Origin of the sequence: Pseudarthrobacter phenanthrenivorans (genome assembly GCF_000813845.1) — a bacterium.
Classification (GTDB): Bacteria; Actinomycetota; Actinomycetes; order Actinomycetales; family Micrococcaceae; genus Arthrobacter; species Arthrobacter phenanthrenivorans_B.
The window spans coordinates 1-26782 of sequence record NZ_JWTB01000053.1; the positions used below are offsets into that span (position 1 = coordinate 1).

The 26782-nt window shown below is 64.5% G+C and carries 29 protein-coding genes; 15 read left to right on the forward strand and 14 right to left on the reverse strand.

The genetic code is table 11. The annotated features are described in order from the left end of the window. Positions 1-32: 32 nt before the first annotated feature. Positions 33-635 carry a DUF3043 domain-containing protein gene (locus tag RM50_RS19845; RefSeq protein WP_043456236.1) on the reverse strand — a complete coding sequence of 201 codons (603 nt, stop codon included), beginning with the start codon at positions 633-635 and terminating at the stop codon, positions 33-35. 93 nt (positions 636-728) lie between these two features. Here RM50_RS19845 and RM50_RS19850 point away from each other — a divergent pair, with 93 nt between their 5' ends. From RM50_RS19850 to RM50_RS19870, 5 genes are all read left to right on the forward strand, one after another. Then, positions 729-2171 carry a dipeptidase gene (locus RM50_RS19850; protein WP_043456238.1) on the forward strand — a complete coding sequence of 481 codons (1443 nt, stop codon included), beginning with the start codon at positions 729-731 and terminating at the stop codon, positions 2169-2171. Between the two features lie 173 nt (positions 2172-2344). Then, positions 2345-2731 carry a HesB/IscA family protein gene (locus tag RM50_RS19855; RefSeq protein WP_043456239.1) on the forward strand — a complete coding sequence of 129 codons (387 nt, stop codon included), beginning with the start codon at positions 2345-2347 and terminating at the stop codon, positions 2729-2731. Between the two features lie 184 nt (positions 2732-2915). Further along, on the forward strand, positions 2916-3788 hold the full coding sequence (gene ctaC, locus RM50_RS19860) for an aa3-type cytochrome oxidase subunit II (protein ID WP_043456240.1): 873 nt from the start codon (positions 2916-2918) through the stop codon (positions 3786-3788). 10 nt (positions 3789-3798) lie between these two features. Then, positions 3799-5526, forward strand: a complete 1728-nt coding sequence (ctaD, locus tag RM50_RS19865; RefSeq protein ID WP_043456241.1) for an aa3-type cytochrome oxidase subunit I — start codon at positions 3799-3801, stop codon at positions 5524-5526. Continuing rightward, positions 5523-5924, forward strand: a complete 402-nt coding sequence (locus RM50_RS19870) for a cytochrome c oxidase subunit 4 (protein WP_043456243.1) — start codon at positions 5523-5525, stop codon at positions 5922-5924. The genes ctaD and RM50_RS19870 overlap by 4 nt, the downstream gene beginning before the upstream one ends. A gap of 320 nt (positions 5925-6244) precedes the next feature. On the opposite strand, the gene RM50_RS19875 is transcribed toward RM50_RS19870, so the two are convergent. Then, complete coding sequence (locus RM50_RS19875) at positions 6245-6547, reverse strand: HPr family phosphocarrier protein (RefSeq protein ID WP_043456245.1); 303 nt, start codon at positions 6545-6547, stop codon at positions 6245-6247. A 161-nt stretch (positions 6548-6708) separates the two neighbouring features. On the opposite strand from RM50_RS19875, the gene RM50_RS19880 reads away from it, so the two are divergent. Then, positions 6709-7479 (forward strand): GntR family transcriptional regulator, encoded by a 771-nt coding sequence (locus RM50_RS19880; protein WP_043456247.1) that lies wholly within the window; start codon positions 6709-6711, stop codon positions 7477-7479. A 123-nt stretch (positions 7480-7602) separates the two neighbouring features. Here the strand turns inward: RM50_RS19880 and qcrB are convergent, their stop codons facing one another. From qcrB to ctaE, 4 genes are all read right to left on the reverse strand, one after another. Next, complete coding sequence (qcrB, locus tag RM50_RS19885) at positions 7603-9273, reverse strand: cytochrome bc1 complex cytochrome b subunit (protein WP_043456249.1); 1671 nt, start codon at positions 9271-9273, stop codon at positions 7603-7605. Continuing rightward, a complete protein-coding gene (qcrA, locus tag RM50_RS19890) occupies positions 9251-10321 on the reverse strand; it encodes a cytochrome bc1 complex Rieske iron-sulfur subunit (RefSeq protein ID WP_043456251.1) in 1071 nt (356 codons plus the stop codon). Before qcrA ends, qcrB begins: the two co-directional genes overlap by 23 nt. A gap of 99 nt (positions 10322-10420) precedes the next feature. Further along, positions 10421-11209, reverse strand: coding sequence for a cytochrome bc1 complex diheme cytochrome c subunit (gene qcrC, locus RM50_RS19895; protein ID WP_043456254.1), 789 nt, complete (start codon positions 11207-11209; stop codon positions 10421-10423). Positions 11210-11295: 86 nt separating this feature from the next. Next, a complete protein-coding gene (ctaE, locus tag RM50_RS19900) occupies positions 11296-11934 on the reverse strand; it encodes an aa3-type cytochrome oxidase subunit III (protein WP_175318541.1) in 639 nt (212 codons plus the stop codon). A 148-nt stretch (positions 11935-12082) separates the two neighbouring features. On the opposite strand from ctaE, the gene trpD reads away from it, so the two are divergent. Beyond that, the gene (gene trpD, locus RM50_RS19905; RefSeq protein WP_043456256.1) at positions 12083-13138 is read left to right on the forward strand and encodes an anthranilate phosphoribosyltransferase; all 1056 of its coding nucleotides are present in this window, start codon (positions 12083-12085) and stop codon (positions 13136-13138) included. Positions 13139-13183: 45 nt separating this feature from the next. Here trpD and RM50_RS19910 read toward each other — a convergent pair whose 3' ends face one another. The 6 genes from RM50_RS19910 to RM50_RS19935 form a co-directional block, all read right to left on the reverse strand. Beyond that, entirely contained in the window at positions 13184-13465 is a 282-nt protein-coding gene (locus RM50_RS19910; RefSeq protein WP_043456257.1) for an Lrp/AsnC family transcriptional regulator, read from the reverse strand. A 116-nt stretch (positions 13466-13581) separates the two neighbouring features. Then, a complete protein-coding gene (locus RM50_RS19915; RefSeq protein ID WP_043456259.1) occupies positions 13582-13983 on the reverse strand; it encodes a DUF3054 domain-containing protein in 402 nt (133 codons plus the stop codon). Positions 13984-14035: 52 nt separating this feature from the next. Then, positions 14036-14692 carry a hypothetical protein gene (locus RM50_RS19920; RefSeq protein ID WP_052260425.1) on the reverse strand — a complete coding sequence of 219 codons (657 nt, stop codon included), beginning with the start codon at positions 14690-14692 and terminating at the stop codon, positions 14036-14038. Between the two features lie 2 nt (positions 14693-14694). Further along, positions 14695-14991: a hypothetical protein gene (locus RM50_RS20765; protein ID WP_156133922.1), complete on the reverse strand. Its 297-nt coding sequence runs from the start codon at positions 14989-14991 to the stop codon at positions 14695-14697. Between the two features lie 304 nt (positions 14992-15295). Continuing rightward, positions 15296-17623 (reverse strand): bifunctional polysaccharide deacetylase/glycosyltransferase family 2 protein, encoded by a 2328-nt coding sequence (locus RM50_RS19930; RefSeq protein WP_052260427.1) that lies wholly within the window; start codon positions 17621-17623, stop codon positions 15296-15298. A gap of 300 nt (positions 17624-17923) precedes the next feature. Further along, entirely contained in the window at positions 17924-18190 is a 267-nt protein-coding gene (locus RM50_RS19935) for a hypothetical protein (RefSeq protein WP_043456262.1), read from the reverse strand. Positions 18191-18783: 593 nt separating this feature from the next. Here RM50_RS19935 and RM50_RS19940 point away from each other — a divergent pair. The 3 genes from RM50_RS19940 to RM50_RS19950 are packed head-to-tail and all read left to right on the forward strand — an operon-like array spanning position 18784 to position 21884. Next, positions 18784-20019 (forward strand): type III polyketide synthase, encoded by a 1236-nt coding sequence (locus RM50_RS19940; protein WP_052260429.1) that lies wholly within the window; start codon positions 18784-18786, stop codon positions 20017-20019. Positions 20020-20032: 13 nt separating this feature from the next. Next, positions 20033-20728: a class I SAM-dependent methyltransferase gene (locus RM50_RS19945; protein WP_043456264.1), complete on the forward strand. Its 696-nt coding sequence runs from the start codon at positions 20033-20035 to the stop codon at positions 20726-20728. 1 nt (position 20729) lies between these two features. Further along, a complete protein-coding gene (locus tag RM50_RS19950; RefSeq protein WP_043456265.1) occupies positions 20730-21884 on the forward strand; it encodes an FAD-dependent oxidoreductase in 1155 nt (384 codons plus the stop codon). Between the two features lie 37 nt (positions 21885-21921). Here the strand turns inward: RM50_RS19950 and RM50_RS19955 are convergent, their stop codons facing one another. Then, positions 21922-22335: a nuclear transport factor 2 family protein gene (locus tag RM50_RS19955; protein WP_043456269.1), complete on the reverse strand. Its 414-nt coding sequence runs from the start codon at positions 22333-22335 to the stop codon at positions 21922-21924. 54 nt (positions 22336-22389) lie between these two features. Here RM50_RS19955 and RM50_RS19960 point away from each other — a divergent pair, with 54 nt between their 5' ends. The 5 genes from RM50_RS19960 to RM50_RS19980 all read left to right on the forward strand — a co-directional run bounded on the left by RM50_RS19960 (position 22390) and on the right by RM50_RS19980 (position 26163). Further along, positions 22390-23070 (forward strand): peptide deformylase, encoded by a 681-nt coding sequence (locus RM50_RS19960; protein ID WP_052260431.1) that lies wholly within the window; start codon positions 22390-22392, stop codon positions 23068-23070. A 59-nt stretch (positions 23071-23129) separates the two neighbouring features. Further along, a complete protein-coding gene (locus RM50_RS19965; RefSeq protein ID WP_043456271.1) occupies positions 23130-24008 on the forward strand; it encodes a putative RNA methyltransferase in 879 nt (292 codons plus the stop codon). Between the two features lie 130 nt (positions 24009-24138). Continuing rightward, on the forward strand, positions 24139-24612 hold the full coding sequence (locus RM50_RS19970) for an NfeD family protein (RefSeq protein ID WP_043456273.1): 474 nt from the start codon (positions 24139-24141) through the stop codon (positions 24610-24612). 22 nt (positions 24613-24634) lie between these two features. After that, complete coding sequence (locus RM50_RS19975; RefSeq protein ID WP_043456276.1) at positions 24635-25579, forward strand: SPFH domain-containing protein; 945 nt, start codon at positions 24635-24637, stop codon at positions 25577-25579. Between the two features lie 236 nt (positions 25580-25815). Next, positions 25816-26163 carry an RNA polymerase-binding protein RbpA gene (locus RM50_RS19980; protein WP_026266052.1) on the forward strand — a complete coding sequence of 116 codons (348 nt, stop codon included), beginning with the start codon at positions 25816-25818 and terminating at the stop codon, positions 26161-26163. 114 nt (positions 26164-26277) lie between these two features. Here RM50_RS19980 and RM50_RS19985 read toward each other — a convergent pair. Beyond that, the coding region (locus RM50_RS19985) for a glycosyltransferase (protein ID WP_043456277.1) at positions 26278-26782 on the reverse strand (505 nt) is incomplete at its 5' end.

Below are 26782 nucleotides of genomic sequence, written 5' to 3' on the forward strand. Positions count from 1 at the left end.
CGGGGTTTCTGTCTTTAAGGGACGATGGCTGTTCAGGCCGGGTACTGGCCCCGCTGGACCTGGGGCTTGGGCAGGCGCAGCTTCCGGAACTGGAGGGAGCGCATGGAGCCGTACCAAACGGTGCCCCGCTCCACGTCACCGAACTTCTCCGCCAGACGCCTGCGGAGCTTCCGGGAGAGAATGAAGACGTCCACGAAGACTGCCAGGAACATCACCCAGAACGCACCCAGGACATAGATCATCATGTCGCTGGAGGCGGGAACCACCAGGGACACCAGCACGAACACCAGCGCACCAAACATCAGGTACTCGCCAAGGTTGAAGCGGGCGTCCACGAAGTCGCGCGCAAACCGCTTCTGCGGACCTTTGTCGCGCAGGGGAAGGAACTTCTCGTCACCGGTGTCCAGGGCCCGGCGCATTTTCAGGCGCTGGTCCTGGACGGCCTGGCGTTCGGCGGCCTTGGATGCCTTGCGGTCTTCAGGCACCAACGGGCGCTTGCGGGCAGCTTCCTGGGCCTTCCGGGTGGGGGTAGGCGCACCCTTGCCCGCGGCGCTGTTCTGCCGCGCGGCCGCCTCCGCTGCCTGCTGGTCTATGGTTTCCTGCGCCGAGGGCGCTTCTTTTCTACGTCCGAACACCTGAACAGAATACCTTGCAGCCGGCGCCCGGTTGCGTGCAGTGCTCCCATTCCGGACGCTGCGGCAGGATGTGACGGGGGTAATGTTTTGGCCATGACTTCAACACCGGCGGCCACCCCGCACACCACCAGCAGCACCTCAGGACCGGCCCCTGGGGTTTCCGGCAGGACGGATGATCTCCGTTCAGCGGTAGGCCGCTCCTTCGACCAGACCCTGGCGCGGCTCAAGGAGCTGGTTGCCATCCCCGGCATTGCATGGCCCAGCTTCGACCGCACCCCTCTTGAGCGCAGCGCGGACGCTGTCGCGGCGCTCCTGCGGAGTGCGGGGATCGGGGAAGTCCAGGTGCTTACCGTCAACAAGGCGGACGGCACACCGGGCGGTCCCGCCGTCGTGGCCCGCCGCCCGGCGGCAGAGGGCCGTCCCACCGTCCTGCTGTATGCCCACCATGATGTCCAGCCGCCCGGCGATGAATCCCTGTGGCACACCGAGCCGTTCACCGCCGTCGAGAAGGACGGCCGCCTCTACGGACGCGGCGCCGCCGACGACAAAGCCGGGATCATGGCACACGCCGCTGCCTACGCCGCAGTTTCCGAAGTACTCGGCGATTCATTGGGGCTGGGGGTGACCTTCTTCATCGAAGGCGAGGAAGAAGCTGGCTCGCCCACGTTCCGGGCCTTCCTTGAGGCGAACCGGGAGCTGCTGCGGGCGGATGTCATCGTCGTCGCAGATTCCAGCAACTGGAAGGTCGGCGTCCCGGCGCTGACCACCAGCCTTCGCGGCCTGGTGGACGGCACCATCGAAGTGCAGGTCCTTGACCACGCGGTGCATTCGGGGATGTACGGTGGTCCGGTCCTGGACGCGCCCACCCTCTTGTCCCGGCTTATCGCCACGCTGCACGACGCCGACGGGAACGTGGCCATCGAAGGACTCGTGGCAACCGATGCAACCTCGGTGGAGATGCCGGAGGCCGACTACCGTGCGGATGCCTCGGTGCTGGACGGTGTCCGCCTGGCCGGAACGGGAAGCATCGCGTCCCGGCTCTGGACCAAGCCGGCGCTGTCGATCATCGGCTTCGACGCCCCTGCCGTGGACGTGGCCTCCAACACCCTTATTCCCCGGGCCAGGGCGAAGTTCAGCCTCCGGCTGGCGCCGGGGCAGGTGCCTGCGGATGCGATGGATGCGGTCCGGCGGCACGTCGAGGGAGCGGCACCGTTTGGCGCCAAGGTCGTTTTCACGCCGGGCGAGGCCGGCAATCCGTTCCAAACCGACACCACCTCCGCTGCCGCATCCGTGGCGCTGTGGGCGTTGGGGGAGGCGTGGGGAGTACCTGCCGTGGAAACAGGCATCGGCGGCTCCATCCCCTTCATCGCCGACCTGACGGAGCTCTATCCCCAGGCGCAGATCCTGGTGACCGGCGTGGAGGATCCCGATTCACGGGCACACAGCGCCAACGAGTCCCTGCACATTGGCGATTTCCGGAACGCCATCCTCGCCGAAGCCCTGATGCTGGCCCGTCTCAACGATGAAGGGCTCTGACGGCCGGGCAGCCCGGACAGCTTCCAGGGAACAACCGGCCTGCTTTGACGGTTACGCCAGGAGTTAGAGCTACAGGACTGCCGCGCGTAGCATGTAGCTATAGCCCATACCGTATCCGTAGGGGCAGGCGCCGTTACGGCGACGCCGCCAGACCGTCCTAAGAAGGTAGGCCAATGAGCACCTCAACCAACGAAACCAGCACCGCCACCACCGTGGCCAGCGATGAACTGCCCGTTCACGAGGTCAACCTGACCGATGTCGCCGCGGGGAAGGTACGCAGCCTCCTTGAGCAGGAAGGCCGCACGGACCTGCGCCTGCGCGTGGCCGTGCAGCCCGGTGGATGCTCAGGGTTGATCTACCAGCTCTACTTCGATGAACGGCTCCTTGATGGTGACGCCGTGCGCGATTTCGACGGAGTGGAGGTCGTCGTCGACAAGATGAGCGTGCCCTACCTCAGCGGCGCCAGCATCGATTTTGAAGACACCATCTCCAAGCAGGGCTTCACCATCGACAACCCGAACGCCGGAGGCTCCTGCGCCTGCGGTGATTCGTTCCACTAAGCCGGTTATTTCGCCTGATGTCCGCGCCGGGTCTCCTGCCGTCCAAAACGGCACGGTGGCTCGGCGCCGACATGTGGGCGAAACGCCCGGCGGAGCGGTAAGCTCTACACCGAGTAGTAAAACTTTTTTGTGCCCGAGCGCCGATGGCTGCCCGGACAACAGCAACAAGTAGGAAGGGCCGTCTGTGAGTTCGCAGAACCGAACCGGCAGCCGACGCAAAACGATCACCACGATCTCAAGCTTGGCGATTGCCGGCGCGTTGGTTTTGACCGGATGTTCGCCAGAGGTAGAGAAAGGGTGGATGCCCACTGAGCGTGGCACCACCAGCAACACCGACCGCATCATGGACCTCTGGGTCAACTCATGGATTGCAGCGCTTGTTGTAGGCGCCATTACCTGGGGCCTGATCATCTGGTGCCTGGTTGCCTACCGCCGCCGCAAGGGAACGGTCGGCTTCCCGCGCCAGACCAGCTTCAACCTTCCGCTGGAAGTCTTCTACCTCACCATCCCGATCTTCATGGTCCTGGTGTTCTTCTACTTCACCGACCGCGACCAGCAGGCGATCGATGACCGTTCGCAGCCGGCCGACGTCGTTGTTGACGTCCGCGGCAAGCAGTGGGCCTGGGACTTCAACTACAAGTCCGGCGACGTGATCCAGGAAGACCTCCACGAGGCCGGCGTCCAGGCGCACCTCACCGGCAACACCATCGACAAGGAACAGCTCCCCACCCTGTACTTGCCGGTGAACAAGTCTGTTGACCTCGAACTCAACGCCCGCGATGTCATCCACTCCTTCTGGGTTCCCGCCTTCCTGCAGAAGCGCGACATGATTCCCGGCAAGACCAACTACATCCGGTTCACGCCCACCAAAGAGGGCACCTACGACGGCAAGTGCGCCGAACTCTGCGGCGAATACCACTCCGAAATGCTGTTCCGCGTGAAGGTGGTGTCGGAATCCGAATTCCAGGCCCACATGGACCAGCTCAAGGCTGAAGGCAACACCGGCCTGCTCGGCGTGGAGTACGACCGCAACCCGAACCTGAACGAAACCAAATAAGGGGAGCGACGTGGCTACGTACACCCAATCCGCACCTGCGGGAGTCCTGCCGGCTCCCGTGGTACCCAAATCCAAGGGGCGCATCGTCGTCAACTGGATCACCTCCACTGACCACAAGACCATCGGGTACATGTACCTGATCGCGTCCTTTGTGTTCTTCTGCCTCGGCGGCGTGATGGCGCTGCTGATCCGTGCCGAACTGTTCGAGCCCGGGATGCAGATCCTGCAGACCAAGGAGCAGTACAACCAGCTGTTCACGATGCACGGCACCGTGATGCTGCTGATGTTCGCCACCCCGCTGTTCGCCGGGTTCGCCAACGTGATCATGCCGCTGCAGATCGGCGCCCCGGACGTTGCGTTCCCGCGGCTGAACGCGCTGGCCTTCTGGTTCTTCCTGTTCGGCTCGACCATCGCGGTGTCCGGCTTCATCACCCCGCAGGGCGCCGCTTCGTTCGGCTGGTTCGCCTACGCGCCGCTGTCCAACACCACCTTCACCCCGGGCATCGGTGGTGACCTGTGGGTCTTCGGCCTGGCGCTGTCCGGCTTCGGCACCATCCTCGGCGCCGTCAACTTCATCACCACCATCATCTGCATGCGTGCCCCGGGCATGACCATGTGGCGGATGCCGATCTTCACCTGGAACACCCTGATCACCGCCATCCTGGTGCTCATGGCCTTCCCGCCGCTGGCCGCGGCCCTGTTCGCGCTGGGCGCCGACCGGAAGTTCGGCGCGCACATCTTCGACCCCGAAAACGGCGGTGCCGTCCTGTGGCAGCACCTGTTCTGGTTCTTCGGCCACCCCGAGGTGTACATCATCGCGCTGCCGTTCTTCGGCATCGTCTCGGAGATCTTCCCGGTCTTCAGCCGCAAGCCGATCTTCGGCTACAAGGGCCTGGTGTACGCCACGATCGCCATTGCGGCCCTGTCGGTGACGGTGTGGGCGCACCACATGTACGTCACGGGCGCTGTCCTGCTGCCGTTCTTCTCCTTCATGACCATGCTCATCGCAGTGCCCACCGGCGTGAAGTTCTTCAACTGGATCGGCACCATGTGGCGGGGCTCCCTCACCTTTGAGACCCCCATGCTGTGGAGCATCGGCTTCATGATCACGTTCCTCTTCGGTGGTCTTACCGGCATCATCCTGGCCTCGCCGCCCCTGGACTTCCACGTGTCGGACTCCTACTTCGTGGTCGCGCACTTCCACTACGTGGTCTTCGGCACCGTGGTGTTCGCCATGTTCGCCGGTTTCTACTTCTGGTGGCCCAAGTGGACCGGCAAGATGCTGAACGAGCGCCTGGGCAAGATCCACTTCTGGCTCCTCTTCCTGGGCTTCCACGGCACCTTCCTGATCCAGCACTGGCTCGGCGTCGAGGGCATGCCCCGCCGCTACGCCGACTACCTGGTTGAGGACAACTTCACCTGGATGAACCAGTTCTCCACCGTGGCATCATTCGTGCTGGGTGCATCGCTGATCCCGTTCTTCTGGAACGTCTACATCACCTGGCGCAGCGCCGAAAAGGTCCAGGTTGATGATCCGTGGGGCTTTGGTGCTTCGCTCGAGTGGGCCACGTCCTGCCCGCCGCCGCGCCACAACTTCACGTCCCTGCCCCGGATCCGTTCGGAGCGTCCCGCCCTGGACCTGCACCACCCGGAACTCCGCCAGGTCCACACCGCTGAGTCGCCGGCTCCCGCAGCAGCGGTTCTCGGCAACGCCGACCAGAAGGACACCGCACAGTGAAAATCGAATCCTGGATCTTTGGCTCTGGAGTTTTCTTCTTCGTTCCCGTCGCCCTGGTCTACGGCTTCCTGACCAGCTGGAGTGAATGGGTCGGTATCCTCGGCATCCTGCTCGTTGGTGGACTCGCCGGCATGATCGGCGCCTACCTGGGCTTCACCGGGAAGCGCGTCGGGCTGCGGCCTGAAGACCGCAGTGATGCCGAAATCCACGAAGGCGCCGGCGAGCAGGGCCACTTCAGCCCCTGGAGCTGGTGGCCCCTCGTTCTGGGCATCGCCTGCGCCACCGGATTCCTCGGCCTGGCCGTAGGTACCTGGATCATCTTTATCGCCGGTGGCATCGCCGTCGTGGCACTCGTCGGCTGGGTGTACGAGTACAGCCGTGGAGACCACGCGCACTAGGCAAACAGGAATAACGACGTCGGGCCCCACCATGAATGGTGGGGCCCGACGTCGTTACGGTGCTTTAAAGCGTCCTGAATGTACTGACCCGGTTGCGGGGTCCGTGGCGGGCAGTGGCAGCGGCGAAGGATCCCGTGGACGGTGGAGATGTTCAGGTGCAGGTGGCAGGCGATTCCGGCCGGGCCCCAACGGTTGGAAATTCGCAGTCCGCCGACCCGGTGTTCTGTCCGTACTGCACTGTGGTGTGGGCAGCTCATCGGCGAGCTCGGCCGGTCCTGTTTATTGCCTCCATTCCATCCCCGTGTCACCAACGTGCCCTGTCAGTAGTCCTGGGCGTCCGCCTGGGCTTCCAAAAGGCGTCCGAGGCGCTGGAGTGCATCCTCTGCGTTTTGGCGCCCCAGAGCGCCGTCGACAGCGGCGTCGCTGATGGCAAGTTCAACTTCGCAGCCCTGGGGAAAATCGGCGGTCATCACCTGCAGCAGGGACCGTGCGTCCACTTTGCCGGCGCCGGCCTTGCTGATGGTGACCGGGAGCCCTGTGTCAGTGACGGCGCGGACGAACGCGGCCGCCGGGCGCGCGTGCAGGCCCACGGGGGCCGCCACCACGGCCTTGTGAATTGGCAAAAGGACTCCTTCTTCGGGCGACGGCCCCCATCCGCCTGTTCGCAAAAATTCCAGAGATAAATATAGCTGGACCTTCAGTCGGACCACGAAAGAAGAAGTGGTCAGCCTGTGGTCTAGACCGTCCTAAAATTGAGTCTGGAACCGACGGAGGAGACAAGACCATGGCAGGTGGCGCCAGTGCGATCGCGGGCGAAATTGACCGCACCAGCGGGACCGCAATCTACGTCCAACTTCGCGAGATCCTGCGCGCCTACATCGCCCAGTCATGTCCGCCGGGATCGGCTCTGCCGTCGGAACGGGACCTGGCCGAACGGTTCGGCCTTGCCCGGATGACCGTCCGCCAGGCTATCGACGCCTTGGTGGGGGAGGAGGTCATCGAGCGGGTGGTCGGGCTGGGCACCTTCGTCCGGCGGCCGAAGCTCGATCTGCAGGTGAAACTGACGTCCTACAGCGAAGAGATGCAGCGCCGCGGCATGGTGCCCGCGGCAAAGGTCCTCAGTTTCGAGCAGATCGGCGCCAGCGCTTTCCTGGCCCGGGAACTCCAACTCGATGAAGGTACCCCTTTGGTACGGTTCCGGCGGCTCCTGCTTGCGGACGGTGAGCCCATGAGTGTGGATGAAAACTTTATCCCTGCCCACCGGGTTCCGGGCTTGCTTGATGGGGAGCCGCCGACATCCCTCTACAACGTCCTCAGCGAGCAGTTCGGCCTGGTGATGGAGTGGGGGGAGGACATGATTGAGGCCACGGCAGCGTCTCCGTCGACAGCAAGGCTGCTGAACGTAGAGGTCGGCGCGCCGCTCCTGAAGATCCAGCGGCACGCATTCGTGGCGCGGGCCATGGTGGACTACTCGGTCTCCTACTACCGGGCCGACCGGTACAAGCTCTGGGTGCCCCTGCAGCGGCCGGGAGCAAGGCGGTCGCGCAGCCACTGACCATCGTCCCAGGCTGCGCTGCAGGGGCGCGGCTGTACGGGCGGCAGTGGGCCTGGAACACCTGGAAACGCAGAAAGGCCCGATCCATACTGGATCGGGCCTTTCTGGTTGTGCAGGCTGTGCCTAGTGCGTCAGGCTCTTGCTGCCTTCTGCCGCTTCCACAGCCTCGTGGCCGTGGCCGTGCGCGGCTGCGAGTTCAGCAGGCGTTGCCGGGGCGACGCGGTCCTCGAAGAACCAGCGGGAGAGGAAAGCGCGGCGCTTTTCCTTCCGGGTCACCACACCGTGCTCGTTGGGTACAGCGGGGAGAACCTGGGGCGACTCGAAGCCGACCAGCTTGTAGCGCTTGTACTCGTCCAGCGGTGCGTGGACCTCGATGAATTCACCATGGGGGAGCCGGACGATGCGGCCGGTTTCACGGCCGTGCAGGGCGATCTCCCGGTCCTTGCGCTGCAGCGCAAGGGCAACACGCTTGGTCACAATGAAGGCAATGACCGGTCCGACGAAGAACAGTGCGCGCAACCAGTAGGTGACGTCGTTCAGCGACACGTGGAAGTGCGTTGCGATGAGGTCGGAACCTGCCGCGGCCCACATGACGCAGTACCAAACGAAGCCTGCCATGCCGATGGCCGTACGGGTGGGGGCGTTGCGGGGACGGTCCAGGACGTGGTGCTCACGGTCGTCCTTGGTTACCCAGCGCTCTATCCACGGGTAGGTGAACATCACGGTGAACAGGATTCCGGCAGGTACCAGTGCCGGCAGCAGGACGTTGAACGTGAAGACGTGTCCAAAGAAGATCTGCTCGACGTGCCAGTTGCCCAGCGTGCCCGGCATGAGGCGCAGGGCGCCGTCAACGAAGCCGATGTACCAGTCAGGCTGGGTGCCGGCGGAGACGGGGGAGGGGTCATACGGGCCGTAGTTCCAGATCGGGTTGATCGTGAAGAACGCTGCCATCAGGGCCAGCACGCCGAAGACGATGAAGAAGAACCCACCGGCCTTCGCGGCGTAGACAGGACCCAGGGGGTAGCCAACAACGTTGTTGTCGTTGCGGCCCGGGCCGGGGTACTGCGTGTGCTTGTGGATGACAACCATGAACAGGTGCAGGACGATCATCAGCAGGATCAGGGCCGGCACCAGCAGGATGTGCAGCATGTAGAGGCGGCTGATGATGGCCGTACCCGGGAACTCCCCGCCAAACAGGAAGAACGAGATGTACGTACCGATCACCGGGATCGACTTGATGACGCCGTCGATGATCCGCAGGCCGTTGCCGGAGAGGAGGTCATCGGGGAGCGAGTAGCCCGTGAAGCCGGCAGCCATGGCCAGGATCAGCAGGACACCGCCGACAACCCAGTTCATTTCACGCGGGCGGCGGAAGGCTCCGGTGAAGAAGACCCTGAGCATGTGAACGGCAATGGACGCCACGAACAGCAGTGCTGCCCAGTGGTGGACCTGGCGCATGAACAGGCCGCCACGAATGTCGAAGGAGATGTTCAGCGACGAGCTGTAGGCCACCGACATTTCAACACCCTTGAGCGGCACGTAGCCGCCGTCGTAGTGCGTCTCGGCCATGGACGGGTCAAAGAAGAACGTCAGGAAGGTACCCGACAGCAGCAGGATGACGAACGAGTACAGCGCGACTTCACCGAACATGAATGACCAGTGGTCGGGGAAGACCTTGCGGCCGAACTCGCGGAGGATCCCGGAACCGCCAACGCGAGAGTCGACGAAGTCGGTGATCCGTCCTGTCTTGGTTTTGGCGACGAAAGCCGGCTCAGCTGTTGATGCTGCGCTCATGCGAATCACGCTCCCAGTAACTTGGTCCTACGGGTTCATGGAAGTCGCTGGTAGCGACGAGGTAGCCCTCGTCATCAACTGCGATGGGCAGCTGGGGGAGAGGACGGCTGGCGGGGCCGAAGATCACCTTGCACTCCTGCGTGAGGTCAAAGGTGGACTGGTGGCACGGGCACAGCAGGTGGTGCGTCTGCTGCTCGTAGAGAGCAACCGGGCAGCCAACGTGGGTGCAGATCTTGGAGTAGGCAACGATGCCGTTGTAGCCCCACTCTTCACGTCCCTTGGAAGGGTTCAGTGCTGCGGGGTCGAGGCGCATGAGGAGCACAACGGACTTTGCCTTCTCGTTGAGCTTGCCTTCCTCAAGTTCGTTCAGCCCCTCGGGGATGACGTGGAAGGCGGATCCGATGGTGACATCCGCGGCCTTGATGGGAGTTCCGTCGGGGTCGCGGGTGAGGCGCTTGAGCTTTCCGTCCTGGGGAGCCCACATGGTGTGCGCGAGCTTGTCGTCCGGGCGGGGTCCCAGGTCACCGAAGATGGCGACGGCGGGGAGCGGCGCCAGGGCGACGGCACCGAGGAGGGTGTTACGGATCAGCGGCCGGCGCTTGATACCCGTTTCTTCCACGATGTCATCGACGATGCGGACAGCAGCCTGGCGGTCCTCTTCGTAGCGGATAGCGTGGCGTTCCTCGGAGACCTCGTGGTCGGGCATCAGGGCCTTGGCCCAATGCACGATGCCGGTACCGATACCCAGCATGGCGAAGGCGGTGCCTACGCCGAGCAGGGCGTTCTGGAGCCGGATGGTGGCAATGCTGGAATCATCACCCAGGTCGATGGCGAAGTACGCCACCAGGAAGATCAGGGTTCCAACAACAGAAATGCCAAATAGTAAGGCGACCTGCCGTTCTGCCCGCTTTGCGGCCTTCGGGTCCGTGTCAGCCAGGCGCAAACGATGCGGGGGAATTCCAGGATCCTGGAACTTCTCCACCTCATTCTGACCAGCCGTAGCTACGGTGCCCGAGTGGTTCGGACTGCCGTCACTATGGTTGCCCATAATTCGCCTCATCCTTCTCTCGTCCCGGCTGATGCCGGGTTAGTTTCTAATATCAAGCTGCTGACTGGGCAGCAGAAGTTTTGTGCGTCCTGCGGAGGGTCAGGAGGTCCTGGAGGTGAGCCAGATGGTGAAGGCGATGATGACGCCAAGACCGGCAACCCAGACGAACAGGCCTTCGGCGACCGGGCCAAGCGATCCCAGGTCGGCACCGCCCGGCGAACCGGTGGTCTCAATCTGCTTCAGGAAGGTGATGATGTCCTTCTTGCCTTCCGGCGTGATGTTCGCATCGTTGAAGACCGGCATGTTCTGCGGGCCCGTAACCATGGCTTCGTAGATGTGCTTGCCCGATACGTCTGCGAGGGCAGGTGCGAACTTGCCCCGGGTCAGGGCGCCGCCGGCTGCTGCAGCGTTGTGGCACATGGCGCAGTTGGTACGGAAGAGCTCGCCACCGGCTGCGGCATCGCCACCGCCTTCTGTCAGCTCATTCGAAGGAATTGCCGGGCCGGCTCCCAGCGAAGCTACGTAAGCTGCAAGCTGGGAGGTCTGCTCCTCATTGAACTGGACCGGCTTCTTCATCGCCTGCGGTCCGTTCATCTGCATGGGCATGCGGCCGGTACCCACCTGGAAGTCAACAGCAGCGGCGCCGACGCCTACCAGTGAGGGCCCATCCTTGGAACCACTGGCGCCCATGCCGTGGCAGGTGGCGCAGTTGGCGGCGAACAGCTTGCCGCCTTCTTCGACGTCGCTTGCGCTTGCGGTGGTGGTGCTCGCCTTGGCCTCATTCATGGAGGTTGCCACGGCGTACAGCCCACCCGTGATGAGGAGCCCCATCAGAAGCAGCGCTATTGCTGCAAGTGGGTGACGCCGCTTTTGTGAGAGTGCCTTCACGTGGTGGTTCCTTTATTCGATCCTGCGCCGGCTCCGGGAGCCGCTACCTGAAATTCTGCCTCTTGTAGAAAAAGAATCAAAGCTGGCTACTTGAGTACGTAGATGACCAGGAAGAGGCCGATCCACACAACGTCCACGAAGTGCCAGTAGTAAGAGGTGACGATCGCGGATGTTGCTTCGAAATGTCCGAACTTCTTCGCCGCAAAGGACCGGCCCATGATGAGCAGGAAGGCAATCAGGCCGCCGATGACGTGCAGGCCGTGGAAGCCGGTGGTCATGTAGAAGGCCGAGCCGTAGGCGTTGGAGGAAAGGGAGACGTGCTCGGAGACCAGCATGGCGTACTCGGTGGTCTGGCCGGCTACGAAGAACGCGCCCATCAGGAACGTCAGGGTGAACCATTCGTTCATTCCCCAGCGGGCGAACTGCAGGGCACCTCCGGTGCGGCGGGGCTGCAGTCGCTCTGCAGCGAAAACGCCCATCTGGCAAGTGAAGGAACTTGCCACGAGGACGATCGTGTTGACGAGCGCAAAGGGGAAGTTGAGCTTGGCTGTCTCTTCGGCCCACATCTGACCACTCGTGGAGCGGAGCGTGAAGTACATGGCAAAGAGACCGGCGAAGAACATCAACTCGCTGGACAGCCACACAACGGTTCCGACGGAAACCATGTTGGGGCGGTTCAGCGTGGGGTGCGCCGGGGTACTGGGGGCATGGGTCGCAGATGTCACATAGACATTATGTCTGTAAAAGTCCGTGCTGCCCAACGCAAACCGCCTTTTCGGAGGACTTTTTCTACAAAGACGCGAAATTGCCGGGAAAAGTTTCCGGCACCGTTCACATTGGTCACCGCCCGCCTTCCCTCGATAGCATCAGCAAGTGACTTCACCGGCATCCGCAGCTCCCGGCAACACCTGGCCCCGCCTGATCTCCGCTCTGATCAAAGGCACTGACCTCACGGCGGAGAACACCTCCTGGGCCATGGACACCATCATGTCCGGCGAGGCAACGCCGGCGCAGATTGCCGGTTTCCTGGTGGCGCTGAGCGCCAAGGGAGAGACTGTGGATGAACTGTCCGGCCTGGTTGAAGCGATGCTTGCCCATGCCAACCCGGTTGCGATTTCCGGCGAAAAACTCGACATCGTCGGCACCGGAGGTGACCAACTTAACACCGTTAATATTTCCACCATGGCTGCCCTTGTCGCGGCCGGCGCCGGCGCAAAGGTGGTTAAGCACGGCAACCGCGCCGCGTCGTCGTCGTCCGGTTCCGCGGACGTGCTCGAAGCGCTCGGGGTGCGCCTGGACCTGTCCATTGCGCAGGTGGCCCGCAATGCAGAGGAAGCTGGAATCACGTTCTGCTTCGCCCAGGTTTTCCACCCCTCCTTCCGGCATACGGCTGTTCCCCGCCGTGAACTCGCCATTCCGACGGCCTTCAACTTCCTGGGACCGCTCACCAACCCCGCCAACGTGCAGGCATCTGCAGTGGGCGTCGCCAACGCGCGGATGGCACCCCTCGTGGCGGGCGTGCTTGCCCGCCGGGGGAGCAGGGGCCTGGTCTTCCGCGGCAACGACGGTCTGGATGAACTCACCACAACCGGGCCTTCCACGGTGTGGGAAATCCGCGGCGGAACCGTCGAGGAACTACGGTTCTCTCCCCAGGACCTGGGCATCAGCCTGGCCACCGTCGAGCAGCTCCGCGGCGGTGACGCGGCTGCCAACGCCGGAGTGGTCCGGGACGTGCTCGCGGGGAAGGAAGGACCGGCACGCGACGCAGTCCTGCTGAACGCTGCGGCCGGCCTGGTTGCCTTTGACCGCGAAGCGGAGGGCCCGTTCCTGGCCCGCATGCAAAAGGCCTTCGCGCGCGCAGCGGAGTCCATCGACTCCGGTGCCGCCGCCGCGGTCCTGGACCGCTGGGTGTCCCTGTCCCGGGCCTGAACCGGTTGCCTTGGGCCGCAGGCCTGGTGGTTCAGGCCTTGTTGGCTACTGCTCGAAGCCCAGCGAGAATGCGGCGTCGAGGTCGTGCTGTGAATAGGCGCGGAAGGCGATGTGGGTGGTGGTGTGGACCACGGCGGGAACCTTGGAGAGCCGGTCCGCAATAACGTCCGCCAGGTCCTCGTGCCGGTGGACCCGCGCCACCGCAATCAGGTCCCATTCCCCGGTGACGGAGTAGACCTCGCTGATGCCCTCGATGGCGGAGATCTCTTCGGCCGTCTCGGGAATGCGGGCGGCGTCAGTCTTGATCAGAACAAATGCGGTGACCACGTTCGAACCCCTTCGATCAGTTCCGGCGCAGCAAGGCCCGGCAGGTTTTTCCTCTGCTGCCAACCCTATTACACGGCACCCATTTCCCTGGCTGCCGTCCGTCCTGTCCGCGGGCCTTACTTGCGGCGCAGCCGTGCTGCGCCGGCGAACAGGAGGCGGTAACCGATCAGGAAGACCGCCAGTGCCAGCGTTGCCACAATGACAAACGGCAGGACCACTGTCTGGTTGGTCAGTGCCCGCAGGAGCATGCCTCCCACAAGCGTGCCAAGCCAGACGGGGATGCCCGCACGGATGACGGACAGGGGGCTGCGCCATACCCTGGCAACCAGCCATCCCGCAATGGCGCCGGTGAGGAAGGGCCATGCAGTCAGCAGCACACCCAGGACGGGTTCCTCCCGGTGGTGCGCATCGCGTCCTATTGCGGCAAAGGCAAGGATCAGCACGGCGTCGGCCGCGGCCGCCGCCAGGACGAGTCGTGCGGATGCTGTTGGCGCCGGCTTCGTTTTCAGGGAACTCATGTTTCGAGCTTAGCCGCGGTGCCTTGGTGTTTCCCGGCAGCAGTTGCGGGGATCACTGCGGGGCCACGCCGTTCCCATAGCCGGCGTCGCAGCTTACGCCATGGATGACCCCATGGCCCGATGCGACGGGGTAGTCGTCCCGTGGGTTGAACATCACCGTGCGGACACCGGTGACCTTGCGTGCGCAGTTCCGGACAAACGACTTGGCTTCATCCTTGCCGCCGATCCACATGTCGATCCACAGGGTTGCGCCGCCGTATTTTTCGGCGCCGGTGTGGCACGGCCCTTCCTCCGGTACCGGCCCGTCCCCGCAGGTGTCTTCCACGATGAAGTAGCGGCGGACGTCAGGAAGGTAGATCCTGGTGCCGGCAGGTACGTCCAGGACGTCCTGGCCGGTGCTGCGGGAATGGCCGACGGCGATCGTCACCGGATCAGCGTAGGTCCCCGCCCCGCCGGCTGCTTGGTGCACGACGGGATGGCTGATCTTCGCGGAACCGGGCGGCGTGTTGTCGAACCAGGTGTAGGCGGTGACGTACACGTCCTTCCGGATGGATTCAGGTTCGGTTTGGGGTGCGGCAGGGGTGCAGGCGTTGACGGCGAGCGCCAGGCAACAGGACACTGCCGCTGACAGTGCGCATCTGCCCGTCCGCAGCAGCCGGCCCAGGTCCTGCTTCCGACCACGGGACGAGGCCTTCCCCTGCCGCATCACGGTCAGCTCCGAGTGATCGCATGGCCGAGGACGGCAGCGAATTTGCCCGCTTCGTGGTCTATGCCGCTGCAGTGGCTGGAGGGCCTTTTCCGGTCTTCCGCGGCTGGTGCTGCGGCGCAGCCGGTGTGCCGGTTGGCTGACCAGAGGGAAATGCGTCTTACTCCCTGCCCAGCGGCGAAGCTGCCGAGGCGTGCGGCATCCTGCCCGGAGGCGCTGGGCATGCTCTCACTGTCAGCGAGGGGCCCGAATTTCATGGTCATGATGTTCACTCCTGCCAGCTCGGCTCCCGCAGCGGGCATGGACTCCACGCTGTACCTGCCGCCTTCGTCCAGTCCACTCCTGGCGCCCGGCAACGTCAACCAGATTCTGAGCGGACGGTCCGGCGTCCGAGCGGCCTGAAGCCGGGGCAGTGCTGCCGCGCGGGCCAGGGCCGGTTCCGGTTCTGCGGCCCGGCCCCGAATCCAGGTCAAAGGTGTCCAGCCCGTAACGGTCCACGGCCCCGTAAGCCTGTAAGGGCGGTGACGTCAGGCGGCCAGGATGACTGCTGCGCCGGGAAGGACGGGACCCAGCCGGCGGATGGAGGGAGGTTTTCCATACGGCACGTCAGGCAGAGCCGGGGGAGAGGGGGAGGGCCTCCGGGGTGGACGACGGCAGCGTGGCGCTGTTGGTCCGTTGCGGCTTGTACCATCCGACAGCGGAGCCTCTCAGTGCCATGATCGCGGATCCGAAGACGACGTAGGCGCGGAGGGGCTCGTAAATGAGCCGGTAGATGGGCACGATGAGCAGGTGCAGCGGACTCTCGTGGACCATGAGGACTGCCACGATGGAGACCAGCATGTGGGTTGTGGCAACAAACGCGGAAAACATTGCGATCGCCTGCCATTCGCCGCGGGCAAGGCTGAGGACGGCGACGCCCACCGCCAGGGGCATGAAGACCAGGGGGACCAGGACGGAGACCAGCGCGTAAGGCATCGTCAGCATTCCGAGGGCCCCGAACTTTGGATTGAAGAGCATGGACAGGTGCTTGTAGAGGGTCTGGATGTTGCCGTAGGTCCACCTCAGGCGCTGCTTGAACAATCCCCGCAATGTCAGCGGCGCTTCGGTCCAGGCAACCGCACGGTTCTCCTGCGTGATGCTGTAACCCATTTGTTGGAGGGAGAGTGTCAGGTCTGCATCCTCGGCGAGGGTCGCGTCAGAATATCCCCCCGCCTTGACCAAGGCATCCTTCCGCCACGCCGCGCACGCTCCGGGAACGATCGAGATGGCGCCCATCAAGCCTTCCGCCATCCGGGTCACGCACATACCCGACAGGTATTCCAGGCTTTGCCAGCCGGCAACCAGGTTGCGCCGGTTGCCCACCTTTACATGGCCGGCGACGGCCCCTACCTCCTTGGCCCCCGATGGAACGGTGAAATGCCGGGCAAGCATTCTGATGGTCTGCGGCTCGAACAAGGTGTCACCGTCCAACGTCACGATGACCTCGCCCCGCGACTCCATGATGCCGTGGTTGCTGGCGGCGGGTTTGCCGGTGTTGGCCTGGGTGTACACGCGCAGCTGCGGCCAGGCGCCGGCGTAGCTGTTGAGGACGTCGAGGGTTCCGTCCGAGGATCCGTCATCGACGGCCACCACCTCAAAATTGGGGTAGTCGCTGGCCTTCAGTGCCTCGAGTGTTTTGAATACCACGGGTTCCTCGTTGAAGACCGGCAGGACCACGCTGACGAGGGGCCAGGCATCCGGGTCCGGTGGCGGCCATTTCCGCTTCCCCTGCCGGACGTTGTTGACCAGTGCCAGGCCAACAAACAGGAAGGTCAGGATGGTCAAGGATCCAACTCCAAACCAGAACAGCCAGTTCATCACCAGGTTGGGGGTTACCAGGTACGCGGTGAGTGCCCCGAATGTCAGGTTGTCCTGCAAGCCGGCATCCACGCTGTGCCTGGGAGCGAAATCGGCTGAAAGCATGGGCTCCAGCGTCGTGAAACGGTAGCCCGCGGCCTTGGCTTTGGGGATGAACTCCTTGAGCATCTCGACCGTGGCTGTCCTGTCACCGCCTCCGTCGTGGACCAGCATGACATGGCCCAGCCCGTCCAGCTCCGGCAGAGGGACGGGGGTCCCGGGTTTGTATTCCCAGTCCCGGGTATCCAAGTCCATGTTGACGTGCAGGTACCCGAGCTGCTGGGCCTGCAACAGGGCAAGGGTGTTATTTTCCGGATTGCCCGTTGGGATCCTGAAGAGCCTGGAAGCGTAGTTGCCCGAGGCGCGAAGCACCCGGTCTTCTCCGATAATTTCCTGCCGGTTGTAGGCATCGTCGTGCGCCCAGAAGTCTATGTGGGTCATGGTGTGGTTGCCCACCATGTGGCCTTCCCGGATGATGCGGCGAAGGATGTCCGGGTTCTCGACGACGTTTTCCCCCACCACGAAGAAGGTTGCAGGAACACTCTCATGGGAAAGCAGGTCCAGGATTTCCGGAGTGTAGCGGGGGTCCGGCCCATCGTCGAACGTCAGCATGAGGGTGTGGTCGGGAGGCAGGCCGTACGCCTCGATGGCATAGGGCCTGTTTCCTATCGCCGCGGCTTCCTCTGCTGTTGCCTCCCTCCAGACATCATTGCTGAAGGGATCCTTCAGCAGGTCGACACCGTCCTTGTGCTCCACCAGTGCAATCCTGTGGAAAATTTCGTTGCCCTGCTCATAGCCGACCTTCGGGATGTTCTTCAGGTACTGCTCGGCAAGCAGGCGGCGGGGATAGTCGGGGGACTGGTTGAGGGGGCCCTGCTGGAGCGGGGCCGTGGCAGCGGGTAGCACCGCTCCCAACGCAAGGACAATGGACAAGACAGCGGCCAGGAGCGCGTTGAGCAATCGGCGCCAGCGGTCGCCGCTGGCGTCGAAAAACACTGGCGGCTGGACAGCATGGAGGGATGCGAAGAGGTTTGTCATCAGGGCCCCTGGGTGGAAACCGGGTGAAGCAATGCAGGCGCTTCAAGGAGGAGTGCCCAGTTCCTCGGGCTGCTGCAAGGACCAGGCAGTTCCGGCCACCGGAAGGATCTGTCTTTCGGCTGGCTCCGGCGGCGATGATGCGCCGCCCCATGTGTCCACGACGTTAGTTTTCGCGCTGGGGCCCAACACCCGTAAGGGGTACTTGAGTATGGTTCTTGGTGCTACTTACCTAAGGCCAGAGGAGCAGGGTGCCCGGAGCAGTTGCGGGGCCACCTGAAGGCTAGGTAGCGTACGGGATCCTCATTGGTCCGGACACCTGTGAACAAGCCAGCTTGCCTCCCAGCGGAGGTGGTAGGACCCGTTGTCGTCCCACTCGACGAGCACGTCAGTCACGGTGTAGGCCACTGCCGCTGCGCGGAGCGAGCGGACTTTCACGGGCGCCGGCCGCAGCAGCACGACGGCCCTGCCGGGGGCCTGATGCAGCGCATCCTGCCGCATTCCGTCGCGGCACCCCGGGCAGACGGATTCGCAGTGGGTGCAGGAATGGGGGAGCGGAAGTTCACGCATGGGTGTCCTAGGCGGGATCAGGTGGGCCGGCACGCCGCTGTCTGCTCAACCCGGTCTGGAGCTGCTGGTACAGCCTCCATCGCGTGCCCCTGCAGGCCTGGACGGCCTGCTGCTGTACCCGGAAGGTTAGGCCCGCCGGCGTCCGCAGCGCATGGGGTTGGGCTACCCAACTTGCTGCAATGCCGCCCCTACAAATCCGGCTTGGGGCCTGGGGGTATGCAGTATTGTCAGCAGGACCTGATGCCATTGCCATTCTTAGCGGAGACAGCGTGAACAAAGCCTTGTGGATTTGCTGCCTGGTCGGTGCTGCCTTGGGAATCAGTTTGGGCCTGGCGCTGTTCCACGACCCGTTCTGGGGCGCTTTCCTGGGACTGGGAGCGGGCGCGGTGGTGGGGGCGTCGATACAACGGCGTCATTAGGACGGGGTCCTGTCGCAGTTCTTACTTGACATAATGTAGATTATCGGCGCTTTAGGAACGTGCCCGGACGGGGCGCTGTCAGGCTCCGTCCAAGCCTCGGACGGCACGGTAAAGGCGCTGGTCAAACCCGTCGGCACCATTGTCTTTATCCAGGCGCCCGTCAAGAATGAAGCAATGACGGTCTACGTGCGTTCACTCGGAACGGCAGTTCCTCCGACAAGGCTGATCCAGTCTGAAGCCCGCGACGTTTTTGCAGCACAGCCCGGCTTGTCGCGCCTGGGTTCACGCCTGGTCAATACCTGTTTTGATGGTGCGGCCATCGATACCCGGTTCACCGCAGTCCAGGAACTCACCAACACGTCCCGGGCAGAAAACCCGCAGTTCTACGACCAGGAATCCGGCCTGCTGCTGAACCCAAGCACCAAGGTCCGCAATGACATCTTTGCCCGGGAAGCCACAAAGCTCTTCGTGGCGGCTGCCCGGGCCGCCCTGCAGGCCGCCCCCGAACTGGATTTACTTGACATAACTCATCTTGTCACCGTGTCCTGCACCGGCTTCTTCAACCCAGGCCCCGATTACAAGGTGGTACGGGAACTCGGCCTCAGCCCCGCCGTCCAGCGGTACCACCTTGGTTTCATGGGCTGCTACGCGGCGTTTCCCGCGCTGCGCGCCGCGAAACTCTTCTGTGAGGCGGACCCCAACGCGGTGGTCCTGGTCGTCTGCGCCGAACTGTGCTCTTTGCACGTGCGCACCTCCAACGACCCCGACACCATCATGGGCTCAGCCCTGTTCGCCGATGGTGCCGCCGCCGCCGTCGTCACCGCCCGGCCAGGCGCGGAAGAATCAGCGCTGCTGACGCTGGAGCACTTCGAGACCGTCCTGACGCCGGTCGGCGAGGACTCCATGGCCTGGAACATTGGCGATAACGGTTTTGAGATGGTGCTTGGCAACTATGTGCCGCATATTATTGATGACCACATCGTGGATGCCCTGAAGCCCCTCCTCGCCAAGGAACCGGAACTGGCCGCGCTCCCCTACTCCGCCATCCCCCACTGGGCCATCCACCCGGGCGGCCGCAGCATCCTTGACAAGGTACAGTCCCGGCTGGGCCTCAGCGACGCCCAATTGGTTCCCGCACGCCACGTCCTGCGCAACTACGGCAACATGAGCAGCGCCACCGTGCTGTTCGTCATCAAGCACATCCTGGAACAACCCGTCCAGGAAGACGGGCAGGATGACGGGCGGATCTGCTCCATGGCCTTTGGTCCCGGCCTGACCGTGGAGACCGGGCTGTTCACCAAACTCCGCCAGGCAACGGCCGGAAGCCGGACCAGGGGCCGGCATGACCTGGCTGAAGAAAATCCGGCAGCCCCCGGGGACCGGGATACCGCGGAAGCGCCCGTCGCCTGACGGGGTTCCACACATGGGAATCCTGCTGCGCCGGCGTGCTGCCGGGGACATCGAGGAAATGGACCGGCCCGATTGCGACGCCCGGCTCCTGGACAACACCTACCGGCAGTTCGGCGTCATCAACCGGGTGCTGTCCGGATGGCGGCGGCTGTACGAGCGGGAGCTTCGGACCATCACCAAACCGGGCCCCGGCCCTGTGACGGTCCTGGACATCGGCTCCGGCGGCGGCGACCTCCCTGTGATGCTGGCCCGCTGGGCCGCCCGGGACGGCAAAGGGATGCAGATCCTGGGCATCGACCCTGATCCGCGGGCAGCCCGGTTCGCCCGGCAGCGGCCGCCCCTGCCAGGCGTGGGGTTCCGCCAGGCCCACAGCGGCGACCTGGTCCGGGAAGGTGCGGTGTTCGACGTCGTGATTTCCAACCACGTGCTGCACCACCTCACACCCGCAGAGCTTCGCCAACTTTTAGCCGACTCGGAACTCCTGGCGGCCCGCAAAGCACTGCACAACGACCTCATCCGTAGCACCGTGGCGTTTGCCCTTTTCGGGGTGGCCGCGCTGCCGTTCCGGCAGTCGTTCATCCGGGAAGACGGCCTCACCTCAATCCGCCGCAGTTACCTGCCGGTGGAGCTGGCGGCGGCCGCTCCCCCGGGCTGGACCGTGGAACGCTCAGGGGCTTTCCATCAGGTCCTGGCCTGCCGCAAGGCCTGACATGGACGCTGATGTCCTGATCGCCGGCGGCGGCCCCGTTGGCCTTTACCTTGCTGCCGCGCTCCTGCAGGAGGGTGTGTCGGTCAAAGTCCTGGAGCAGCGGCGGTGCCGGAACAGGCACAGCCGCGCCATTGGCATCCATCCTCCCGCGCTCGAGGCACTCGCCGGTATCGACGTGGCAGCAGGCATGGTGCAGGAGGGGGTCCGCATCAGGGCGGGCATGGCAGTCAGCGGCGGGAGGACCGTGGGGACCATGGCCTTCGACGGGGTCTCTTCTGAGTTTCCGTTCGTCCTGGCGCTCCCGCAGTTCCGCACCGAAGAGCTCCTGGAAGAGAGGGTCCGCGCACTGGATGCGGGGGCGGTCATCCGGGGTGCCCATGTCACCGGTGTGACGGACGACGGCGGCGGGGTCACCGTGGCATTCGGGTCCGTCGCAGGTGCCGGGCAGGACAGCAGCGGCAGCGTGCGCGCGGCCTTGCTGGCTGTCGCGGACGGTGCCCGTTCCGGGCTGCGGGACGCCCTCGGTATTCCCGCGTCCGGGCGGACCTACCCCGACCACTACCTCATGGGCGACTTCGACGACTGTACGGACTACGGGGACAAGGCCGTCCTGTTCCTTGAGCCGGAGGGAATCGTTGAATCCTTTCCCCTGCCGGGCGGGGTGCGCCGCTGGGTGGTGCGGCTGGAACGGCCCGCACCCCCGGGCGCCGTGGCGGACGACCTGGTGCACCTGGTGCGGCGACGCACGGGATTCCTCCCGGACGCGGCCACCAACACGATGCTGAGCTCCTTCAGCGTCCGGTCCACTCTCGCGCGGCGCATGGTTGCCGGCCGGGCCGTGCTGCTCGGTGACGCCGCCCATGAAGTCAGCCCCATCGGTGGCCAGGGCATGAACCTTGGCTGGCTTGATGCCAGTGAGCTGGTGCCCGTGATCTGTGCGGCACTGGAGGGCCGGCCAGTGGGCAGGCAGCTGCGGGAGTTCGGGAAACGGCGGATGCAGGCTGCAGTCCTGGCCAGGCGCCAGGCTGAGGTCAACATGATGCTCGGCAGGCCTCTGCCCGCGCCGCTTCTGGCTGTGCGCACAGCCGCCATAGGTGCGGCAGCAGCGCTTCCCGCCGTAAACCGGTGGGCTGCGCGGCGTTTCACCATGCACTGATCATCAAGCACTGCTGGGCTTCCGGACCCTTGTCGGGCTACCGGAAGTAGCAGTCGTAACTGTCCTGGCTCACAATAAGGCCGTCGCTCAGCTCAAAGACGGATGACGTCCGGGCCCTGATGGTCTCGCCTCGGTCCCAGTACCGCAGGTCCATGAGGACAGTGGCGGACCAGTCCGCCTCCACGGCCACCCGGTTTCCTTCGCACGTGGTGCGGCGGATGGTGAACTTTTGGTCTGTGACCACCTCGCGGCTTTGGTCGGCGCCGGCCAGCACCCCTGCCAGAGTCCGGGTTGAACCCTCGGGCGCCAGCAGGTGCGGGGCCTCGGTCAGCACGAATGATTCCGCGAGGAACGGCTTGATGTCCGCAGCCCCTCCGCCCGCCTCGAGGACCCGGATGAATTCGAGGACATGTTCCCGCGGTGACACCGGCGGGGCAAACTCAGCAGCCATAGACCGACCTTATCCGAGCGTTCCTCCAGGCCACTGCGCCAGTAGGCTGTCACCATGACCCTGACTGTTCCACCAACCGCCGCCGGCGCCGATGAAATCCGTGAGACCGTGGAGCGGATCCTGGCCTCCGGGTCCCTGCCGCCGATCGTCCAGGCCGGCCATCCGGCCCTCCGCCAGCGCGCGGCCGAATACGACGGCCAGTTGTCCACGGACCAGCTGGAGCGCCTGATCGGGATCATGCGCCAGGTCATGCACGAGGCCCCCGGGGTGGGTCTCGCCGCCCCGCAGCTGGGTATCCCCCTGCAGCTGGCGGTGCTGGAGGACACATTCGACGTCGACCCCGACGCTGCGGCGCTGCGGAACCGAAGCACGCTGGACTTTCTCGCCATCCTCAACCCGCGCTACACCCAGGTGGGATCCGGACTTGCCTCGTTCTACGAGGGGTGCCTTTCCCTGAACGGCCTGCAGGCAGTGGTGGCAAGGCCTGACACCGTGGTGCTCGAATACCAGGCACCCGGCGGTACCGCTGAGCGGCGCGAATTCACCGGCTGGCAGGCGCGGATCGTGCAGCACGAAACGGACCATCTGAACGGCATCCTCTATATCGACCGTGCCCAGCTCCGTTCCCTGAGCAGCAATGCAGAATATGCCGCGCACTGGGCTGAGGCCGGCATCAGCAAGGCACGTGAAGGCCTGGGGTTCGACGACGGGCCCGCCGGAATATCCCTCGGCTGACCTTCACTTCCGCGCCACGCCGCCATGGTTGCCCCACCGGCGCCCATAATATGGTTCCCATGCCTTCCGTCGATCTCCCCCTCGTGTGCCCGGTCTGCTCCCGTCCCCTGGAACAAGTTGCCGCGGATACCGCCCAGCCGCGGCTGGCATGCGCCGGTGGCCACCACTTCGACGCCGCCCGGCAGGGTTATTTCAACCTGTTGGTGGGAAAAGGCACATCCTTCGAACCGGACAGTGCCGCGATGGTGGCCGCGCGCGTGAATTTCCTGGGGTCGGGCCACTATCGGCTCCTGGCCCAGGCGGTGGCCTCCGCCGTCGTGCCCCACCTGCCTGAAGAAGGCCCTGTCGTTTTGGATTCCGGCACGGGTACGGGACATTACCTGCGGGAAATCCTCGACACCGCCGCGGCCCAGGGGCGCCGGGTTGCGGGCATTGGCCTGGACATCTCCAAGTTCGCGCTCCGCCGTGCTGCCCGGCTCAACCCTGAGGCGGTGAACCTTGTCTGGGACATCTGGCAGCCGTTTCCGGTGGCAAGCAGCTCCGTCGATGCCGTGACGGTCGTCTTTGCCCCACGCAACCCGGCGGAATTTGCGCGGGTGCTGCGCCCCAACGGCCTCCTCGTTGTGGTGACGCCGCGAAGCGGCCACCTGGGGGACATCGCTGCCATCACCGGAATGCTTGGCATTGAAGAAGGAAAGGACGAGCGCCTCAACGAGGCCATGGCAGGGCAGTTCGACCCGGAAGGCTACCGCGACGTCGACATCCCGCTGGAGCTGACCCGCGCCGCCGCCGCCGACCTTGCGTTCATGGGACCGGCGGGCCACCACCTCGATCCCGCCGGGCTCGCCGCACGGCTCGAAGAAGCCCCCGAGCCGCTGACGGCCGATGCGAAGTTCAGGCTGTTTGTGTTCCGCCGCAGGGCCGGCGCTGGGGCGTAACGACTTGGCCACTATCCCCCGGCACCAAGCATGAACCCACCCGGACCGCACATCCCCGGACTAGGATGAAAAGACAGTTACTGGCGGATCCGTACAGGCGGCTCCCCCGTGACCAAGGGGGAAAACACTGATGTTTGAATGGCTTGGTGAAAACTGGTGGGCGCTGTGGCTCACGGCTTTCCTGGCGTTTGCCGTGGTCGAGATGATCACCCTCGACCTCTTCTTCATCATGCTCGGCGGCGGCGCCCTCGCCGCCCTCGTGGCCGATTTCGCCGGCGCCGAGCCCTGGCTCCAGGTGGTCGTCTTCTGCATCGTGTCCCTGCTCATGGTGGCCTTCGTCCGGCCCGTAGCCCTGTCCCACCTCAAGAAGGGCCCGTCCGAGCAACGCACGAACGTGGACCGGCTGATCGGTGAGCAGGCCGTGGTCATGGAAGCCGTCACCTCCGACGGGGGCCTGGTGAAAATCGGCGGCGATATATGGAGCGCACGCTCCGCAGCGGGAGTCCTTCCCGCGGGCCAAAAAGTGGTCGTTTCGGCCATCGACGGTGCCACAGCAGTGGTTTCGGTGCCGCCGGCGGCGGCCGCCGGTCCAGATACAGCCTGACAATTGGGGAACAAGGAGTTGTATGGAAAACGCAGGAGGAACCGCATTGGCCATTGTGCTGGTGGTCCTGATCGTCTTTGTCATTATCGTTTTGGTCCGGTCCGTCCGGATCATCCCGCAGGCCCGGGCCGGCGTCGTTGAACGGCTCGGCAAGTACCAGCGGACGCTGAACCCCGGACTGACGATCCTCATCCCTTTCGTGGACCGGCTCCTGCCGCTCCTGGACCTGCGCGAACAGGTGGTGTCCTTCCCGCCGCAACCGGTCATCACGGAAGACAACCTCGTCGTCTCCATCGACACCGTGGTCTACTTCCAGGTCACCGATCCGCGTGCGGCCACCTATGAGATCGCCAACTACATCCAGGCCGTTGAGCAGCTGACCACCACCACACTCCGGAACGTGGTCGGCGGACTCAACCTCGAGGAGGCGTTGACCTCCCGCGACCAGATCAACGGGCAACTCCGCGGCGTCCTGGATGAGGCGACTGGCCGGTGGGGCATCCGCGTCTCCCGCGTGGAGCTGAAGGCCATCGATCCGCCGCACTCCATTCAGGACTCCATGGAGAAGCAGATGCGCGCCGAACGTGACCGCCGCGCAGCCATCCTGACCGCTGAGGGAACCAAGCAGTCGGCAATCCTCACCGCCGAGGGCCAGCGGCAGGCGGCCATCCTCAAGGCCGAGGGCGAGGCGAAGGCCGCCATCCTTCGCGCCGACGGCGAGTCGCAGGCCATCCAGAAGGTTTTTGACGCCATCCACAAGGGCAACCCGGACCAGAAGCTGCTGGCTTACCAATACCTGCAGACCCTGCCAAAGCTGGCCGAGGGCTCGGCCAACAAGCTGTGGATCATCCCCAGTGAAGTCGGCGAAGCATTAAAGGGAATCGGCAATGCCATGGGCGGCGCAGGCACCGACTCCCCTGCCGCGGCATTGTTCGGGGACGCCGCCACCGGGCGCACCGAGCAGTAAGAGCCGCCATCGACAGGGAGGGTTCCGGCCGCGGAATCCTCCCTGTTTTGGTTCAAGTGGGATAACACCCGTATAATTGGGTATTTGTCCGGCAGGAGTATACCTGCTGGAACAACCAAGCTTCGCAATGCGTTGAATCCAATGATGCAGCACAGTGCACACAGTAGTCCGGCAGCGCCACGGCACTGCCGGCTGGCGCGGATTTTTCATCCGCGAACCGACCAGAGGGAGAAAACATGAGCGATCGCAGCCTGCGGGGCATGCGCCTTGGTGCGCAGAGCATGGAGACCGAGTCCGGAGTTGAGCCGGCTCCGCGCCAGCGGGTCGAATACCGGTGCGCGGATGGCGAGCAGGTCTTCGTCACGTTCTCCTCCGAGGCGGAAATTCCTCCGGTGTGGGTCTCCAAGACCGGCAAGGAGGCGCTCCTGGTTGACGGCGAGAAGCCGGACACGAGCAACGACAAGGCAGTGCGCACCCACTGGGACATGCTGCTGGAACGCCGTTCCCTGCCTGAACTCGAACAGATCCTCGAGGACCGCCTCACCATCCTGCGCGAACGCCGCGGAGAGCGCCGTTCGGCATAGCGCAAGCTGAAAACAGGGGGCGGCCCCGCACTTCGGTGCGGGGCCGCCCCCTTTTCTGTCCCATCCGTCGGAAGCCGGCCGGTCCGCTGACGCAGCCGGCAACTTCCCGGGGAGTCAGGCCTGCTTGTTCTTCAGTTTCCCGGCCAGCGTGTTCCAGCGGGCGGTGAGTCCCCATTTGGTGACGTTGACCATGGCTTCGATGACGATGTTGCCGCTCATTTTCGAGGCGCCGAGTTCGCGTTCGACGAAGGTGATGGGGCGTTCTTCGATGCGCAGGCCCAGTTTGGCCACGCGCCAGGCCAGGTCCACCTGGAAGCCGTAGCCGACGGAGTCGACCTGGTCCAGGTTGAGTTTTTCGAGGGTGGTCCTGCGGAACGCGCGGTAGCCGCCGGTGACGTCCTTGATGGGCAGGCCGAGCATCAGCCGGGCGTAGGTGCTGCCGACGCGTGAGATGGCCTGGCGGTAGAGGGGCCAGTTGACCACGCTGCCGCCGGGGACCCAGCGTGAGCCCATGGCCAGGTCGGCGCCCTGCTCGACGGCCTCGAGCAGTTGGGGCAGCTGTTCGGGCTGGTGTGAGCCGTCGGCGTCCATTTCCACGAGGACGTCGTAGCCGGCGTCC

What these genes read in the sequence shown, in the direction of transcription:
- RM50_RS19850 (WP_043456238.1), top strand. Translation starts at nt 729, where the DNA reads ATGACTTCAACACCGGCGGCCACCCCGCACACCACCAGCAGCACCTCA.
- RM50_RS19855 (WP_043456239.1), top strand. Translation starts at nt 2,345, where the DNA reads ATGAGCACCTCAACCAACGAAACCAGCACCGCCACCACCGTGGCCAGC.
- RM50_RS19880 (WP_043456247.1), top strand. Translation starts at nt 6,709, where the DNA reads ATGGCAGGTGGCGCCAGTGCGATCGCGGGCGAAATTGACCGCACCAGC.
- qcrB (WP_043456249.1), bottom strand. Translation starts at nt 9,273, where the DNA reads ATGAGCGCAGCATCAACAGCTGAGCCGGCTTTCGTCGCCAAAACCAAG.
- qcrA (WP_043456251.1), bottom strand. Translation starts at nt 10,321, where the DNA reads ATGGGCAACCATAGTGACGGCAGTCCGAACCACTCGGGCACCGTAGCT.
- RM50_RS19915 (WP_043456259.1), bottom strand. Translation starts at nt 13,983, where the DNA reads ATGAGTTCCCTGAAAACGAAGCCGGCGCCAACAGCATCCGCACGACTC.
- RM50_RS20765 (WP_156133922.1), bottom strand. Translation starts at nt 14,991, where the DNA reads ATGCCCGCTGCGGGAGCCGAGCTGGCAGGAGTGAACATCATGACCATG.
- RM50_RS19930 (WP_052260427.1), bottom strand. Translation starts at nt 17,623, where the DNA reads ATGACAAACCTCTTCGCATCCCTCCATGCTGTCCAGCCGCCAGTGTTT.
- RM50_RS19935 (WP_043456262.1), bottom strand. Translation starts at nt 18,190, where the DNA reads ATGCGTGAACTTCCGCTCCCCCATTCCTGCACCCACTGCGAATCCGTC.
- RM50_RS19940 (WP_052260429.1), top strand. Translation starts at nt 18,784, where the DNA reads ATGACGGTCTACGTGCGTTCACTCGGAACGGCAGTTCCTCCGACAAGG.
- RM50_RS19945 (WP_043456264.1), top strand. Translation starts at nt 20,033, where the DNA reads ATGGGAATCCTGCTGCGCCGGCGTGCTGCCGGGGACATCGAGGAAATG.
- RM50_RS19950 (WP_043456265.1), top strand. Translation starts at nt 20,730, where the DNA reads ATGGACGCTGATGTCCTGATCGCCGGCGGCGGCCCCGTTGGCCTTTAC.
- RM50_RS19955 (WP_043456269.1), bottom strand. Translation starts at nt 22,335, where the DNA reads ATGGCTGCTGAGTTTGCCCCGCCGGTGTCACCGCGGGAACATGTCCTC.
- RM50_RS19960 (WP_052260431.1), top strand. Translation starts at nt 22,390, where the DNA reads ATGACCCTGACTGTTCCACCAACCGCCGCCGGCGCCGATGAAATCCGT.
- RM50_RS19965 (WP_043456271.1), top strand. Translation starts at nt 23,130, where the DNA reads ATGCCTTCCGTCGATCTCCCCCTCGTGTGCCCGGTCTGCTCCCGTCCC.
- RM50_RS19970 (WP_043456273.1), top strand. Translation starts at nt 24,139, where the DNA reads ATGTTTGAATGGCTTGGTGAAAACTGGTGGGCGCTGTGGCTCACGGCT.
- RM50_RS19975 (WP_043456276.1), top strand. Translation starts at nt 24,635, where the DNA reads ATGGAAAACGCAGGAGGAACCGCATTGGCCATTGTGCTGGTGGTCCTG.
- RM50_RS19980 (WP_026266052.1), top strand. Translation starts at nt 25,816, where the DNA reads ATGAGCGATCGCAGCCTGCGGGGCATGCGCCTTGGTGCGCAGAGCATG.